The organism is Ferdinandcohnia sp. SAFN-114 (genome assembly GCF_059415045.1).
Genome location: NZ_JBPFDQ010000013.1, coordinates 52371 through 69568, shown reverse-complemented (window position 1 = coordinate 69568; position 17198 = coordinate 52371). Strand labels below are relative to the sequence as shown.

16 protein-coding genes are annotated in these 17198 nt (G+C 36.8%); 15 read left to right on the top strand and 1 reads right to left on the bottom strand.

What is annotated here, in order from left to right; all coding sequences use genetic code 11:
- Positions 1-86 precede the first annotated feature (86 nt).
- Entirely contained in the window at positions 87-1148 is a 1062-nt protein-coding gene (locus ACR65M_RS06355; protein ID WP_341330075.1) for a M42 family metallopeptidase, read from the bottom strand.
- 593 nt (positions 1149-1741) lie between these two features.
- Here ACR65M_RS06355 and ACR65M_RS06350 point away from each other — a divergent pair.
- The 15 genes from ACR65M_RS06350 to ACR65M_RS06280 all read left to right on the top strand — a co-directional run bounded on the left by ACR65M_RS06350 (position 1742) and on the right by ACR65M_RS06280 (position 17139).
- Positions 1742-2278: an NADPH-dependent FMN reductase gene (locus ACR65M_RS06350; RefSeq protein WP_341330076.1), complete on the top strand. Its 537-nt coding sequence runs from the start codon at positions 1742-1744 to the stop codon at positions 2276-2278.
- A 79-nt stretch (positions 2279-2357) separates the two neighbouring features.
- The gene (locus tag ACR65M_RS06345; protein ID WP_341330077.1) at positions 2358-2735 is read left to right on the top strand and encodes a hypothetical protein; all 378 of its coding nucleotides are present in this window, start codon (positions 2358-2360) and stop codon (positions 2733-2735) included.
- Positions 2722-3249: an RNA polymerase sigma factor gene (locus tag ACR65M_RS06340; protein WP_341330078.1), complete on the top strand. Its 528-nt coding sequence runs from the start codon at positions 2722-2724 to the stop codon at positions 3247-3249. Before ACR65M_RS06345 ends, ACR65M_RS06340 begins: the two co-directional genes overlap by 14 nt.
- Positions 3246-3476 carry a hypothetical protein gene (locus tag ACR65M_RS06335; protein WP_341330079.1) on the top strand — a complete coding sequence of 77 codons (231 nt, stop codon included), beginning with the start codon at positions 3246-3248 and terminating at the stop codon, positions 3474-3476. Before ACR65M_RS06340 ends, ACR65M_RS06335 begins: the two co-directional genes overlap by 4 nt.
- Before the next feature lie 203 nt (positions 3477-3679).
- Entirely contained in the window at positions 3680-4264 is a 585-nt protein-coding gene (locus tag ACR65M_RS06330) for an NADPH-dependent FMN reductase (RefSeq protein WP_341330080.1), read from the top strand.
- Between the two features lie 14 nt (positions 4265-4278).
- Positions 4279-4587, top strand: a complete 309-nt coding sequence (locus tag ACR65M_RS06325; protein ID WP_341330081.1) for a monooxygenase — start codon at positions 4279-4281, stop codon at positions 4585-4587.
- Between the two features lie 274 nt (positions 4588-4861).
- Positions 4862-6442, top strand: a complete 1581-nt coding sequence (locus ACR65M_RS06320; protein ID WP_440272882.1) for a response regulator — start codon at positions 4862-4864, stop codon at positions 6440-6442.
- A 26-nt stretch (positions 6443-6468) separates the two neighbouring features.
- A complete protein-coding gene (locus ACR65M_RS06315) occupies positions 6469-9222 on the top strand; it encodes a cache domain-containing sensor histidine kinase (protein ID WP_440272881.1) in 2754 nt (917 codons plus the stop codon).
- Positions 9223-9368: 146 nt separating this feature from the next.
- Positions 9369-10319 carry an ABC transporter permease gene (locus ACR65M_RS06310; RefSeq protein WP_440272880.1) on the top strand — a complete coding sequence of 317 codons (951 nt, stop codon included), beginning with the start codon at positions 9369-9371 and terminating at the stop codon, positions 10317-10319.
- 15 nt (positions 10320-10334) lie between these two features.
- On the top strand, positions 10335-11225 hold the full coding sequence (locus tag ACR65M_RS06305) for a carbohydrate ABC transporter permease (protein WP_440272879.1): 891 nt from the start codon (positions 10335-10337) through the stop codon (positions 11223-11225).
- Positions 11226-11243: 18 nt separating this feature from the next.
- Complete coding sequence (locus tag ACR65M_RS06300) at positions 11244-12944, top strand: type 2 periplasmic-binding domain-containing protein (RefSeq protein ID WP_341330086.1); 1701 nt, start codon at positions 11244-11246, stop codon at positions 12942-12944.
- Positions 12945-13008: 64 nt separating this feature from the next.
- Positions 13009-14349, top strand: coding sequence for a sialidase family protein (locus ACR65M_RS06295; RefSeq protein WP_341330087.1), 1341 nt, complete (start codon positions 13009-13011; stop codon positions 14347-14349).
- A gap of 24 nt (positions 14350-14373) precedes the next feature.
- Positions 14374-15375 carry an SGNH/GDSL hydrolase family protein gene (locus ACR65M_RS06290; RefSeq protein ID WP_341330088.1) on the top strand — a complete coding sequence of 334 codons (1002 nt, stop codon included), beginning with the start codon at positions 14374-14376 and terminating at the stop codon, positions 15373-15375.
- 50 nt (positions 15376-15425) lie between these two features.
- Entirely contained in the window at positions 15426-16055 is a 630-nt protein-coding gene (locus tag ACR65M_RS06285) for a YesL family protein (protein ID WP_440272878.1), read from the top strand.
- A gap of 148 nt (positions 16056-16203) precedes the next feature.
- Entirely contained in the window at positions 16204-17139 is a 936-nt protein-coding gene (locus ACR65M_RS06280) for a dihydrodipicolinate synthase family protein (protein WP_440272877.1), read from the top strand.
- The last annotated feature ends 59 nt before the right edge of the window (positions 17140-17198 follow it).

Sequence of the window (17198 nt, the reverse complement as noted above, 5' to 3'; positions counted from 1 at the left end):
TGCAAGAATCATTAACAATATTCATACAAAAGAGTGTATACAAAGTCATTGCTAACTTTGTATACACTCTAGGATTAAAAAGCTTTCTATTCAATCGTGAATTTATAAGAGTTTGAATATCTCATGTTTTTTACAAAAGCAACTAATAAATTCTTTGTTGCTTCAAGATCATTCAAGTCAATTACTTCAATTGAAGAATGTGCATATCTTGAAGGTATGGATAAAACACCAGTAGGAATACCTTGGTGAGCAAGACTTAATTCTCCTGCATCTGTTCCAATTCCAGGGAAAACCTCTAATTGGTATGATATATGACTAGCATCTGCTAGTTCAATTAGGTGATCACGAACCTTTTTATTTGCTATCAAGCTGAAATCTAGTACCTTTATTCCTGTGCCATATCCGATTGCTAATGTTTGATCCATCATTTCTTCTGGCGTATCGCTAACGGCTGTTGTATCAAGGGCAATGGCAACATCGGCATTTTGTTGATGGCTTGCAACCCGTGCTCCTCGTAGTCCAACTTCTTCTTGGACAGTAAAGATTCCTACAAATTCACCCGAAAAATCATCCTTGTCCAATTCCTCTAATGCTTGAATTAATACAGCACAGCCTGCTCGATCATCAAATGATTTTCCAACAATTCGAGTTTCTGACAAATGATCAAAATGTGGGTACCACGTAATCGGATCTCCAATTTTAATGCCAAATTCCTCTGCCTCTTTTTTAGAAGAAGCACCTGCATCGATATATAGGCGCTGATGTGGTCTAACCTTTTTGGGGTCATCATATTTCATCATATGGGCTGAAATTGTTCCAATAACACCTGAGCGTAACCCTTTGGATGTTTTGATTTGGACACGTTGTGATAGAAGAATTCGATCGTCATGTCCTCCTAGCTTTTCAAACCGGATAAGTCCATTTTCTTCTATCTTTTTCACGATAAAGCCTACCTCATCCATATGAGCTGCAACGACAATTTTGGGCCCCACTTGGTTGCCCTTTTTAGAGACAATAAGATTACCTGCCCCGTCAACCTCCATATGGTCCACTTTCCCCTTTAACCGGCTGGCTATGTATTTTGCGACATCCTCTTCAAAGCCACATGGACCATGAATTGCAGTTAACTCTTTCACTAGTTGTTCCATTATATTCTCCCCTTATGTCAGTAATCTAGTGCATCATTTGTTGTTTGAAGTTTCCAGTTAATAGGAAGGACTGTTCTTAATTATAACAGTGATTTCAATTTTCTGACATAAAATTTTCAGCTGCAAACTTCACGAAGTCAAACTGAACAATCTTGTAGCTAACATTCCTAATAAGAGGACTATCTCCCGTTTTTTGATGTGTCCCTATCCCATAACTTATCAAGCTTGCCCCTGTAAAAAAAATGGTGGGACAAGGGATCTAAGTTCTCACTTTTGTTTTGTTATCATATATTTTCCTTTGGGAAAATCATACTAAGATAAGCCAAACATCGCTGAAAGCGGAGCCTATCTCATTAAAGGCCAAATGTATGATTTGAACTTGGACATACAGGATTCCTTGTCCAAGTTCATCGTTACTATTCCAGAGTATAAAGACAACATCAAGTATAGTGGCACAGCATGGAAAGACCACAGTCCAACAACTGTGGTCTTTTAGTTTTTCAAGATTAACTAACGCCTGAAAAACAATCATAAATGATCATTTTTAAGTGAACGCTAAGACTGGATCAAATGACATTTAGGAGGTTCACGATATGAAGGTTGTTGGTATTTCAGGTTCACTGATTGGGGCAAAAACTTCGAAGGCGGTCTATGAAGTGTTGGCTGATATTAAATCACTTGATTACTCCGTTCAAATTGAATTACTAGACCTAAAGGATTTTGAGGTTGAATTTGTGAATGGAAGCCCATTAAGCTATTACAATGATGATACAATTAAAGTAGTAAATAAAATATTAGAGGCAGATATGCTTGTTTTTGGTTCACCAATTTATCAGGCGTCGATTTCAGGGGTGCTAAAAAACCTGTTAGACTTTTTCCCAGTTGATTCTTTCAAGAATAAAGTGACGGGAATTATTACAACTGGTGGTACGGAAAAGCATTTTCTCGTCTCGGAGTACCATTTAAAGCCTATTCTGTCCTACTTAAAAGGGACAGTACCGGTGCATCAAGTCTTCATACATAATGATAACTTCGATGATGACAATGAAATCACCAATCAAGGTCTTAAAAAACGTATCCACAAATTAGCAGAAGAAATGCTCGCTCTCCAAAAAAGTATGAAAAAATAGATATCTTTCTAGAAAAAATGAACCTTTTTCTCCCCTCATTAGTATAAGAAGTAAGAACAAAAATGAGGGAGTGCGAAAAATGACAACAATCATAGGGTGGATTGTAAGTTCTGTTGTGGTTGCCGTTCTTGGATCTGTTTTTGCAATAGTGATTGGTTCATTGAATAAAAAGGTGGTCCGGGATCATAAGGGTGATATTGATTTTACGAAATCGAACATCTATTTTTATTGGTCTAGATGGGATACAATTATTACAATTGCAGCTGTGTATACATTTTTATGTATTATCGGATTATTGGTTTTCCTTTTACGAGGGGACACCATCGATAGTCCGTTCATTCAATTTTTTATTCATCAGACGGTTGTCTTCAGTTTGATTACATTTTTGTGGTTCGTTACAAAGCTGGCATATGTATATAAAGGAATTAAAAAGCGGTGGTCTGATGAGTTACAGTAGCGTTGACGAGGCAATTCTTCAATTAAAACGAGGGGATAAGGAAGCATTAGAAGTCATTTACAAAATGTACAAAGCCCCTCTTTACCAGTTTATTTTTCGGTACACAAACAACGAGCAACTCAGCATCGACCTTGTTCAGGACACGTTTGAAAAGCTGCAGCGTAAATATCATCAGTTTGATCCGGAAAAAGGACAGTTCAAAACCTATCTCTATCAAATTGCTTATAACACGATGATGACGCGTCTAAGGAGACAGAGTCTATTTCGAACCTTGTTGCCGCTTTTGGCAGAACGTTATCCGCACCATGAAAACTCCGACGAAAAAATAACCGTACAAACTGCGATCCAATCGCTCCCGGAAGACTTACGCGCGATTGTGTTGCTGACCTACTACCACGATCTCACACAAAAAGAAATTTCCACGATCCTACACATCCCAGTCGGAACGGTAAAATCAAAGCTGCATCGAGCACTAAAAAAACTAAAAGTAGAATTAGAGGTGAATGAGGATTGAATAACGACCAATTTGACAAAGAATTAAAAGAGAAACTCGATCAATTCACGGTCGAGGTTCCCGACTTCCCAATGAAAAAGTCGAAACTAAATCGAATAGCAAACTGGTTCTTTAATCCAGCCTCGATTCCGTTTCCAGAAGCAGGCTACAAAAAAGGCGCCTTTCTATCAATCTCATGGCTGCCTGTATTAATATTACCCTTAACATTCGTTCTCTTTATGCTGTGACTGGGACACAGGGACAGATCCCACGTCCCAGTCTAGTGTGTGGACAAGGGCTAATAAGTCCTACGATCACTCTACTTTTTATACACTTTATTAAAAGTGTTGGATAAACAACACTTCTAATTTACTGTTGGTGCCAAATTGTTTTCGCCCTTGCTAAACTAAATGTAGATACGAAATAACATTTCTTTTTAGGAGGAGAAAACATGATTAAAATTGGTATTCTTACAGGTAGCACAAGAGACTCAAGGGTAAATTTACAAGTCGCGGAATGGGTGAAATCAATCGCGGATAAAAGAACTGATGCAGAATTTGAATTAGTAGATATAAAAGACTATAACCTACCGAAATTTAATGAGCCTATTCCGGCGATAATGTCACAGGACTATCAAGCTCCAGAAGCACATGCATGGTCAGAAAAAATCAGTAGTCTCGATGGATTTATATTTGTCACTCCGGAATATAATAAGGCTATTACATCTGGGTTGAAGGATGCAATTGATTATCTTTATGTTGAGTGGAATCATAAAGCAGCGGGAATTGTAAGCTATGGATCAACTTTAGGTGTGACAGCTGCAAATGATTTACGCCTTATTTTAACAGTGCCAAAGGTAGCAACAGTTGGGCCTTCCGTTGCGATGAGTCTATTTACTGACTTTCAAGATATGAGTAAATTTAATCCTGCCCCTTTCCATGAGGACTCCTTACATAAAACGATAGACGATGTTGTCGCATGGTCTACTGCTTTAAAAGGAATCAGACAAAAAGTATCTGAACTTCAAACTGTATAAAAAGGAGAGTCACTATGGCATACGTATTACAGGTAGATTTTAAAATGGATGGACCATTCAGAGATGAAATGGCTGGAGCGTTTTCTGATTTGGCCAGAAGTATTAATGAAGAAACAGGTTTCATCTGGAAAATTTGGACCGAAAATCCAGAAACAAAAGAAGCGGGTGGAATCTATTTATTCGAGACCAAAGAAACCGCTGAAAAATATCTCGACATGCATACGAAACGATTAGGCGGATTTGGCATCAACGGCGTTAACGGAAAAGTCTTTGCAATCAATTCAACGCTTACCGAAATCACAAAAGGTCCAGTTAATAAATAAGAATTGGATTCAATAGTACCTATAGATAGGACGCTTGTAAAAAGTGTTTGGTCTATAGGTACTTTTTTTATTCTAACTAAAAACACAGAAGATATTGCATAAGTAAATCCAACAATTCGTGTTTCATATTATGAAGAAACTATGAATCTTGTATTCTAATCCAATAAGTACCTCTAATAAAATGATAGATTAGCTTTTTGACAAATCTTTATTTTGTTATACTAATACAAAAACATTATCTTTTCCGAATATTAAAAGAAAAAGGGGGGGTACTATGTACAAGATAATCATAGTTGATGATGAAAAAAACATCCGTGACAGATTGGCTCATTTTTTTCCTTGGGGTGAAGTAGGTTTTGAAGTAGTTGGTACTGCAGAAAATGGTGTTCATGCATTAGAGCTTATAAAACAAGAATGTCCCCATGCCGTTTTGACAGACGTTCTTATGCCTGAGATGACAGGATTAGAGCTTGCTGCAGAAGTCAACACATCTTACCCCGAAACAAAAGTAGTTATTCTTAGTGCTTATGATGATTTTAAATATGCCCAAGATGCCATTAAATTTGGGGTGAAGGGCTATTTGTTGAAGCCATTAATGAAAAGTGACTTTTTCAATGTTTTCAGGAAGTTGGCAGAAGAATTAAGGGAAGACGAAGCGGCCAGAAATTCAAATCAATTGGATAGTCAGTGGGATATTGAGGAATTGATGCTTTTAGATTTAATTAAAGGCACAAATCTATCTAATTATGCTGACAAGTCGAATATCCAGGCACAAAGCTATAGAGTAGTCATTTTTTCCTTTGATCGACTGTTTAAAGAAACGTCTACTTTCTCAATTCGTCAGAAGGTTACCGAACTGGCTATGGACTTTTGGAATCGTTATCAGATTCCTATTTTGTTCTATGGGAACAGTCTTATTGTGTTAATAACAGATACGAAACTTATTGCGAAAAAGGAACTAAGGCCGAAACTTCTCCTGTTCATTGATACATTAAGAGACAATCTCGGTGAGTTGTTTATCAATCAAAAGAATTTTGTTGTTGGGATCGGTAATCCGTCATATAAGTATCAAGAAATTAACCGTTCCTATAATGAAGCGGTTTACGCGTATAGCTATAAATATTTCAATGAATATGAAATGGTTATTTTTTACGAAGATTTAGCTGTTGATGGAAATAATGAAAATCAAACCATGCTCCAAAATTCAATGTTAGATCATGTTAATACGATCGAAGCTCATCTTATAAATTCAATGAAAAATGGTACAGTAACGAATAGTACTGATGCGGTCAATCATTTCTTTGAACCATACAAGCGGGTTTGCGGTTTACCGATTGCCGAAATAAGGAGTTCGTGTTCCGAACTCATTATTATTCTTATGTTTCGTCTGAAAGAGAAGGGACTATCACTCTCATCAATTGATCAAAAGCATGTATTAGGAAGAATTTACGAGATTGATTCTTTAGAAGAATTAAAGAGATGGCTGATTCAAATGTTGGAAACGATATCTTTTGATTTAATCAATAAGGATAAAAAAGATTTTAACAGCTATGTTTTGTTGGCCAAGGAATATGTGAAAGAAAATTATCAGGAACGTATTACGTTAGAGGATATTTCAAACAAGCTATTTTTACATCAAGCCTATTTCAGTGCGATTTTCAAAAAGGAAACAGGTCAAAACTTTATCGATTATGTCAATAAGATTAGAGTAGAAGAAGCAGAGAAGCTTCTTAGAAATACGAATTATAAAGTAAAAGTGATTTCGGACATGGTTGGTTTTCAAAGTCACTCGTATTTTAACAAAGTATTTAAAAATGAAACAGGTGTTACCCCTGTTGTGTTTAGAAGACAGTAAAAAAGGTCAGTCTTCAGGAGATAATCATGAAATTAAAAACAGAAAAAAACAAAAACATTCACTTCCACACCTTTTTATTAAAGTTCTCGTTAGTCACAGTTTTTATATTTTTGTTGCTATTAAGCAGTTTATTTTATATAAAAATTAAAAGCTTTATTGAAGAAAAGAAAGAAACTTCTGTACAGTTAAGAATGGATCAGATTTCTTATGAGCTACAAATGGAGTTTAACGAAATCTATAATACAACAAACAATTTGAAAACAAACGAGATCGTTATCCGATATATAGATGAATTGAGCAGTTCCGAATTTAGTCCATCTGAGAAATATCACGAGGTTGCGGCTCTGGAAGATTATTTGAATACGATTAGGCAGAATAACAGACTTATTGATAATATCCTTATTGTTACACCGAACACTCAATATAGTTCTGATCAAAAATATGTAGATTTCAAGTTTAATGGCATGAAGGTAAAAGAGGAAGTGGAGCGCAATTTTCATTTTATTAACTTGGGAGAAGCAAGCAGAAAGATTGATATACCTTTTTCAGCAGATGAAAAATCGGTAAAAGAGTCCATTGAGACCGAAGATTTAAATAATCATTTATTATTTGGGACGAATATTATTTCCGCAGATGGCGTGCACAAAGGGGTCATTTTGCTATTTATCAACTCAAAAAAATTGGATGATTCTCTCTTCTATGCGGACAAGATTCAATTGTTTGATCAAAATGGCAAAATGTTTTTTAAAGGGGAACAGGCAACGACCAAAATCCCTACAGAAATTGAGAAAATGTTCAATAATCAAAATGCACTAAATGTAGATTGGGGTGATACAGGAGTTTATTATTCGAGTATACCCTATTATAATTTTAAGCTTATTTATGAGGAGCCATTAGGTTTTTATCAAAAACAAATGGAACTTATATGGAAGACGATTGCGATAACATTTGTTTGTACGGCAATAGTTGCATTTATTTTTTCTAGGGTGATTGGTCAAAAAGTGATTCAGCCACTTTATCAGTTAGTTGAATCAATTAAGAAGTATGAAAAAAGCAGAAATTACAGTAACCTCCTCCAGATAAATAAAAAGAACGGCATGAAAATAAGTTTGAGGGAACGCTTCTTTTTTTATTTTGTAATCACTGTTTTGCTGCCGATATTATTCTTTATCGGGATTCTCTATATACAAACCTCCCAGCTCGTATCAGCAGATTTACAGGAGAGCTACCATTCATTACATGAAAGAATGGCTCGGTTGTTAAACAATGAGATCAATCAACGGGAGATGACAATATCACGAATTGCGCATAATAGCAAAATTCAGCTGCTCATATTGGAACATGATGACGAAAAAATAGGCTATGAATTAGTAGATAGCAGGCAATTCTTTGAATTAAGAAGGCAAAACATTAGAATTTACGATGCTTCCGGAAAGATCTTATATACTAATATGCATAATGCACCGCAGAAATTAGATCAAGATTTTAAACGAGATTTGGCGGGGGCAGGGAAGAAAATTAGCTATAAATTAAAAAAGGACCGTCTTGATAATGTGACGATTGTGATTGGAATGCCTATCTATTCCCCAATCGACTTTTCAAAAATTATAGGCTTTATTTCAGTTGATATTGAAAACAATCAGTTGGAAAAATATTATTTGGATTGGCAGCAAACCGGCCTTGAAATGCTGATTGCTGATAAGAATAATAGGATAATATCTCATCAGAATCCACTAGAAGTCGGTAAAGTTTTTGATAATAAAGAAAAGGTGTTACGGGATGAAGGGAAAAATTTTCATGCTTACAGCACCGAAATTACTAGTATGGACTGGGAATTTATTTCAAAATACAATTATTCAGATGTTCAAAAACAGGTTAATCAATTATTTATTAGTGACCTTTATCTATTATTTTTTATTCTGCTTTTGCTGCTTATTTTTGCATATTGGATTTCGAAAAGAATGCTGAGACCTATCGGGCAGTTGAATGAGTTATTACAAACATTTGATCTCAAGGGCTCCCATTACGATGTGGTAGAAAAATTATCTGGAATCAATGAAGTGGATTCACTTACAAAAAATTTTAATAGAATGATTGAGAGAATAGAAGAATTGATTCATGAGACCATCATGACAAATCAAGAGAAAGTTCAATTAAAGTATGAAAAGCGGGAGCTGCAGCTGAATGCACTCCAGTCGCAAATTAATCCTCATTTTTTATATAATACCTTGGATAATTTGCTCTTTTTGGTAGAAACGAATGAGACGGATAAAGCTACTGAAATGATTGCTTCCTTAAGCCAACTTTTCCGCTTTATCACGAACCGAGAAAAATTTATGATAACGCTTCGGGAAGAGATCGTCTATACAAAAAACTATATTAACATTATGTCGTATCGCTTTGATAATTTTGAATGTATTTGGGACATTGATGAAAGTGTAATGAATTATGAAACGGTTAAACTTATTCTGCAGCCGGTAATCGAAAATGCCATTAATCATGGTGCAAGGAAAACAAAGAATATGGTGACAATTCATATTTCGTGCGAGATAAGAGAGGACAAAATCTATATTATTGTACAGGATAACGCAGCTGGCATCAGAGATGAAGATCTGACGGTTATTAAAAGCCACCTGGCTGCAGCTTCGATAGAGAAAGCCGGTATTTACAATGTAAATAGTAGAATAAAGCTCCATTTCGGGGAAAAATATGGGCTTGATATCGAAAGCGAACAAGGGCAAGGGACAAAGGTGACAATAGTCATTCCAGCCCTTAATTAACGAGGCTCACTCTTGGGAGTGGCCTTTTTTATTATATCTTTAAATAGTGTTATTTTTCCTAAAGAAAGTAAAACTATCAATTAACAATTTATATTATTCTGATTATAGAAAACGTTTACAGATAATAGAGAGGGGAGGATATTTAAATGCAAACTGTAGTCCAAAAGGCCAAAGCAAAGCCACAGCGGCAGGCGAATACGACGTGGGTTCGTATGAAGAAAATGAAGATGCTATACATCATGATGTTGATTCCGATGGGCATGTTATTTCTCTTTCACTACATTCCGATGTATGGGATCTTAATCGCCTTCAAAAGTTTTTCACCAGGTCTAGGTATATGGGATAGTCCATGGAATAATTTTGAACACTTTAAGAGACTGTTTAGTGATTTCTTATTTTTAAGGGCACTGCAAAATACAGTTGTGATCAGTCTACTGAAAATTATCGTTGTGTTCCCAGCACCAATCATTTTTGCCATTTTGTTAAATGAGATCACAAATGAAAAATTTAAAAAGGTGAGTCAATCCATTTCCTATTTACCGCATTTCATGTCTTGGGTAATTTTATCCGCCATGGTTATTGAAGTATTTTCTCCGCAACGGGGAATTATTAATTTCTTTATTACTCTTGTTGGCGGGGAACCTATCAATTTCATGTCAGATAAAACGGCATTCATTCCGATATTAATCCTGACTGATATGTGGAAAGAGATTGGATGGGGAGCCATTATTTATTTAGCAACGATAGCATCGATAGATCCGCAATTATACGAAGCAGCTGACATGGACGGAGCAGGCAGATTTCATAAAATGATTCATATAACGCTTCCTTCCATTATGCCTATGGTCATTATTCTATTTATTCTGAGACTTGGAAGTGTATTAAATGCAGGATTTGACCAGATTCTTAACTTGTACAATCCATTAGTCTATGAAGTTGCGGACATTATTGATACGTATGTATATCGAAGTGGGTTAGAGCAATTCCAGTTTGATTATGCTACTGCAGTAGGGTTGTTTAAAAATGTCGTTGGAATCGTACTGATCCTAAGTGCGAACGCAATTATCCGAAGAAAAAGTGAACATGGAATTTGGTAGAAAGGAGGATAAAAGATGGCAGCAAAATCTAGGAAAAAGATCTCATTGTTTAATATTTTCAACATAACGGGATTTATTATCTTTTCAATAATGGTCATTTACCCTTTTTGGCAGACCATAGTTTTATCCTTTTCGGACGCAGAATCAGCATCTAGTCTTGGCTTAAATCTGTGGCCTGACAAATGGATTCCGGATGCGTATCAGTATGTATTTACCTATGAAAATATTATGGTTGCATATCTAAATACCATCATACGAACTGTTATTGGTACAGCTTTAATTGTTTGTTTTACGGTATTGGCAGCGTATCCCCTTTCTAAGAAGGACTTGCCCTACCGCAATTTCTTTACGATTTTCTTCTTGATTGCAATGTTCTTTTCTGGAGGAATGATCCCAGATTACTTATTAATTAAAAATCTAGGATTACTTAACAATAGCTTGTCGCTAATACTGCCTTCAGCGGTTAATGTGTTTTTTATTATCATTATGCGAAACTATTTTATGACCATTGATAAAGGGCTTGAAGAATCTGCAATTATGGATGGAGCGAATTATTTAACCATCCTAACAAAAATCATCATTCCAGTATCCAAGCCTGTAATCGCAACTGTAGCACTCTGGGCAGCTGTGTATCATTGGAATGAATGGTTCCACGCGCTCGTCTATATTCAGGATGACTCAAAAACGGTTTTACAAATTGTTGTTAGGGACATGCTGACGGCGATGGATATTTCAAATTCTCAAGGAGCTCAGATGGGCGGTGGCGGTATGTCTAGTGCAGAATTAATGCTAAGTAATGTACGGGCAGCAACAGTGATGATTTCCATTGGGCCAATTGTTCTGATCTATCCGTTCGTACAGAAATATTTTATTAAAGGAATTATGATTGGGTCATTAAAAGGTTAAAAAGGGGGAATTTTTCAGATGAAAAAATTAGCGAAAAAACTTTCATTAGCTGCTGTCTCAAGTGCACTTATATTTACTGCAGCCTGTTCGAATAACGAAGCTAGTAAAGAAGCAGAAAAAGTTGATGTTGCAAGCTTACCCGAAGTAGGAGACTTTTCTAAGGAGCTTGAACTAAATCTTTCAGGGTCTTTCACAAGAGGTAAGGTGGAAGATGGGAACTATGTTCAAAAGAGATTAGAAGAGCAATTTAACATTAATATCATTAATACGAAAATTGATACATGGAATTCTGACCAAGTAAACTTAATGGTTGCATCTGGCGATCTTCCTGATACATTTGCCTTTACTACAGGTGGAAAGACAGCACAAGAATTATATGATTCTGGATTAACTAGGACGATTCCGAAAGAAATGCTTGAAAAATATGCTCCTCGATACATGAAAATGTTATCTGAAAATCCTCCAGGACCAATCATGAACCTGAAAGAAGGAACAGATAATGAATATTTGCAATTAATTGGTCAATATGCTCATGTTGATGGTTTGGTTTGGGCTCCAACTCTCCGTCTTGATTGGTTGGAGAAACTAGGTATTGAACCTCCAGGTGAAATCAAGCAAGTAGGACCTAGTGGAGGCAGAGAAAAAATCTATTATACAGATCAGGCATATACGATTGAGGAACTGGAGGAAATTCTAAAGGCATTTACTTTCGATGATCCTGATGGCAATGGTAAGGATGATACGTATGGACTTTCTCCATGGCATAATAATACAAACTGGGCTGCATCGCTAATGGGGGCGTTTGGAGTTGCACCAACGTTTAACTTAATGGAAGATGGTAAGCTAGTTACAACTGAAATCTCGCAAAAGTACAAAGAGTTCTTGAAGTTAATGTCAAAGTGGTATGATATGGGGATCATTGATCCTGAATTTACTACACTAGATGACAAAAAAAGTTGGGAAAAATACAAGCAAGGCAAAATTGGATACTATGTTGCGCAGCCTTCCTATCTTGCCATGGATGATTGGGCAAAAGGCCGTGCACCGCAAAATATCGTAGAAAGTCCGGATTCCACTGCGAAATTGCTAGGAACAGCACCAGAAATTGGAGCTAATGGACAACAAGGTGTGGGAGCATTTCTTCCTGTTGTAAACCTAGCAGATGCATTCTATGTTTCAAAGGATGTAACGGATGAAGAATTGGCGAGAATTCTCCAGATCTTTGATTATATTAACTTTGATAATGAATCAAGATGGACATTGTATGGTGAAGTTGGTGAGCATTCCGATTGGGAAGGCACACCTGATAAGTCAGCTCTAAAAGTTCGTCCTGAATTTGCAGCTGAAGAAGGAAATTCAGGATTCTGGGCATATAACTTCCGTACGTACGACAAAGAACGGGTACAATGGTTCCAATCTGAATATACAAATATTTTAAAAAGCGAGTTCTTTGCACGTGACGATGTAAAGGAAAAAATGATAATCCGTCCATATCAATATGATCTATTAAATGAAACAAAAATTAAAGAAGTTGAAAAGCGATATAAAGGACAGCTTGATACAATTGTAGCCGAATTTAGAATGAAAGCGATTGTTGGTGAAGTTGATATTGACAAAGAATGGGACAACTACGTAGAAAGCTGGATGAATAATGGCGGGAATGAATTGCTTGCTGAGTTAGAAAAAGCCCCTATAGTTTCCGATTTGATGAATGAATAGAAAAAAACAAATGTGGGTGCTATTGGTACCCACATTTATTTTGAAACAACAAGGAGAGAATTATATGTCAAATATCCAAGCTGAAGCAGTTTTTTATCCAAACCTTGCAGGTTCAAGAGCTTACCGGATACCTTCAATGATTACAACAACGAAGGGAACGGTTATTGCAGGTATAGATGCAAGGATTGTCGATCAAACAGATAATCCGAACCAAATAGATGCTACGATTCGACGCAGCGAAGACCATGGTGAGACTTGGGGACCTGTTCAAAAGCTAGTCGCATTTGCGGGTGAAGGTTTAGATGGGGCAGCGGCCATTGATACGTCACTTTTACAGGATGAAGAAACAGGAACCATTTTTATGATTTATTGCCACTCGCCAGGTGGAATTGGCCTATGGAATAGTGAACCGGGAATCGGTTTCGATGCAGATGGACGTAGGAAGTTATTTGATAATGAAGGAAATGTTTACTTTTTATCGGATTCAGGAAAAGTTTATGATACAGAAAACAATTTAACAAATTATACAGTTGATGAAAATGGTTATGTCTTCAATAATGGTCAGGATGCAGGAAATATCTATTTTAAAAAGGGAATTGACCAAAATGAAAGTTTACTAGAAGCAAGAACATGCTTTTTGCAAATCATTCAAAGTGAAGACGATGGGCTTACTTGGTCCAAACCAAGAGAATTAAATGTATCGGTTAAGGAAGAATGGATGAAGTTTATTGGATCTGGTCCTGGGTGCGGTATTCAGTTGAAGCACGGAGAAAAGAAAGGACGATTAGTGTTCCCAATCTATTTTTCTAATGAAGCAGGCCACCTATCATGTGCTTGTATTTATAGCGATGATCATGGTGTTACTTGGCAGCGTGGTGAATCACCAAATGATGGCAGGGAGCTTGACGGTGAGGTTCTCACTGCACAGACAATTAATAATGGAAAACAGTATTTAACAGAGTCCCAGGTCATAGAATTGCCAACAGGTGAATTAAAATATTATTTGCGTAATCATTATGGACTTCAAAGAACAGCAGTCACAACCAGTACGGATGGTGGCGAAACATGGGGTGAGGTAACGTTTGACATGGAATTAATTGATCCTATCTGTCAATCAAGTGTTGTCCTTTATCCAGATTTAGGTGACGGAAAAGTACGGGTTCTATTCTCTAACCCAGCTGATGAAAAAACAAGGGTTAAAGGAACCGTACGTTTGAGTGAAGACGGCGGGAAAACATGGCCATATAGTAAAGTAATTGAGGAAAGCTTCTACGGTTATTCTTGCCTCACTGTTCTGCAAACTGGCGAAATTGGCGTTCTGTATGAACGGGTATATGATTACTCAGACTGGAATAACATGGACATTGCTTTTGTTAAGTTTTCGTTGGACTGGTTAAAGTCATAGTTTGATATTATTGGAGGAATGAGCTTGCAACAGATACCATTATCTGAAAAGTTGTTTCATGGGGCCGTTTCATTTGAAAGAACAAAGGATTACTTGAAGCCTTGGAGAATCCCTTTCGAGAAGAAGGAGTTTTTCTTTCCTAATAGCATAAATGGTCAAGCGGAGATGCCAGCGGGTGTTCGAATTAAAATTCGAAGTAATACTCAGTCTATTCAGATTGGAATGGCTAAATCCGCTGAATGGATGGAGATGGATTGTTTAATAGATGGTAGTCTAGTAAAAACCGCCTATATTCCAGCAGGGGAATCAACCGTTGTCTTTGATTCCCTTTCTGGTCAATCGAAGGTGATAGAGATCTATTTACCCCAGAAAGTACCTGTCCAAATTTCGGGAATATGGATTGATGATGGGGCAGAGTGGGAACAGGTAGACGATTTCCGTTTGCGCTGGATTACGTATGGAAGTTCGATCACTCATTGTTATTATTCAGATAGTCCATCGCAAACCTGGCCAGCACTTGCTGCCGCTCAGATGGATTTTAACCTTACTTGCCTTGGGTATAGCGGAAATTGTCATTTAGAACCAATGGTTGGAAGAATGATTCGTGATCTGCCTGCTGATTTTATTTCCTTATGTGTCGGGATAAATATAGTCGGGGGAAAGACATTATCAGATCGAACTTTTATTCCTGCCTTGATTGGATTTATCCAAACGATTCGTGAAAAGCACAAGGACGTGCCGATTGCGATTATTTCTCCTATTTTTCACAGAGAACGAGAAAAAATTGAAAATGAAGTTGGATTATCACTGGAGAAAGTGAGAGCAGAAATTGTTCAAGTCGTGAATATGTTAATTCGACATGGCGATCAAAACATTTATTATATAGACGGGCTTAAACTGTTTGGAGAAGAGTATGAAAAATATATGCCTGATGGGCTGCATCCAAACGGTGAAGGCGATAAAATAATGGCCGTTCGTTTTCAACAGCTGATTGAAAAACACGTGCCACTCAAAGCAAAGATATAAGTAGATAAATTTTATCTAAAAGAGGTGGGAATATGTTTCAAGCTGGCTACATGGAGAAATTAAACACAATTATGGAATGGATCACAAGGTTCTTTGCCCTTCAATTAATCTGGATATTATTCTGCCTTGTGGGTCTAGGCATTGGGGGCATATTCCCGGCAACTTTTACGATGTTTGCGATTTGTCGGAAATGGATCAATAAACAAACGGAAGTTCCAATTTTTCGGACCTTTTGGGAAATGTACCGTAAGGGGTTTCTAAAGACCAATCTTCTGGGGTGGGTTACCACGTTAACGGGCTGTAGTATCTATTATTATTTTCAGCTGTTCAAAGGTTCAGAAAGTATGATGGATATGGTCTTATTCATTGCCGTATGGATTGCGGGAATCCTTTATTTAATGACAGTTTTATTACTTATTCCAGTTTATGTTCATTTTGATATCAAGCTGTTTAGTGTTGCTAAGCATGCACTGATCATTGCCATTGCTCATCCTTTCCATACCGCAAGTATAGCTGCACTTACCATTGGAGTTAGCATGGTGATTATCCTTATTCCGGGACTATTTCCATTCTTTAGTTTCAGTCTGCTAGCGTACGGAGTTATGTGGATAGCAAATTCTGCCTTTACAAAAATGGAACATAAAGTATCTAAATTCAGACAAACAAATAGTTCGGTTTAAAATCTTTCTACAAAAAGATGGATGTAATGAAACAATTACGTCCGCTAACCTTAATTTTTAATCGCCCATCGTTTTAGTGGTGTTTTTCTAGAATTATAGAAATAGTATTCATAACAAAAAATTTAAATCCAAAAAAGGGGATAGCAACATGAAAACATGGGATTTAGACCAATTTAAAGGTGTATTTGTTGCAATGTATTCCGCCTATGATGACGCAGGCGAGGTTTGTGAAGAAAGAGTGAAAAACCTTTCCCGTTCTTATGTAAATAGCGGAGTTACTGGTTTATATGTCGGAGGCAGTTCTGGTGAGGGAATCCTGCAAACAACGGAAGAAAGAAAGAGAGTCGTAGAGGCCGTCATGCAGGAGGTTGGACGAGAGCTAACCATAATCGTCCATGTTGGAGCAAACTCAACAGAAGAAAGCAGGGAGCTAGCGATTCATGCAGAAAAATGCGGCGCGCATGCGATATCAGCCGTTCCAGCAATCTATTATCGTTTGTCAGAGCAATCGGTTGAAAAACATTGGCAGGAGATAATCGATAGCACCTCCTTACCATTTATTATTTACAACATTCCACAGACAACAGGATTTAATTTGACTCAATCGCTATTTCAAAAAATGGCTGCTCAAGAAAAGGTAATCGGAATTAAGATGTCAGGCGAAAGTGTCTATGAATTACAACAATTAAAAGCAAATTCAGGAAAAGAGTTTCTCGTTTTTAACGGACCGGATGAGCAATATTTAGGCGGCCGGATTATGGGAGCAGACGGTGGCATTGGCGGAACGTATGGAGTAATGCCGGAACTATTCTGTACGCTCGATAAATTGTATCGAGCAAATGAATTTGAAAAGGCCCAGAAATTACAATTTGAAATTAATAGCGTGATTAAAAAGTTATTAAGTTACCCTTCTTTATACGGTGCTTGTAAGTATATTTTATCACTAAGAAATATTGAAACGGGGTCCCCGAGGTTACCATTACTACCAGTCGTTCAGCAGGATTATGCTTCCCTGTCTGAATTAAATGATCGTATTCTGCGATTGATCAACACTTATATTGTTGAAGTAGAAAAAATATATTAATAGCATACTATTTTATGAAAATTGTCCTTCATTACCGAATGAAGGACAAACGTGTATTA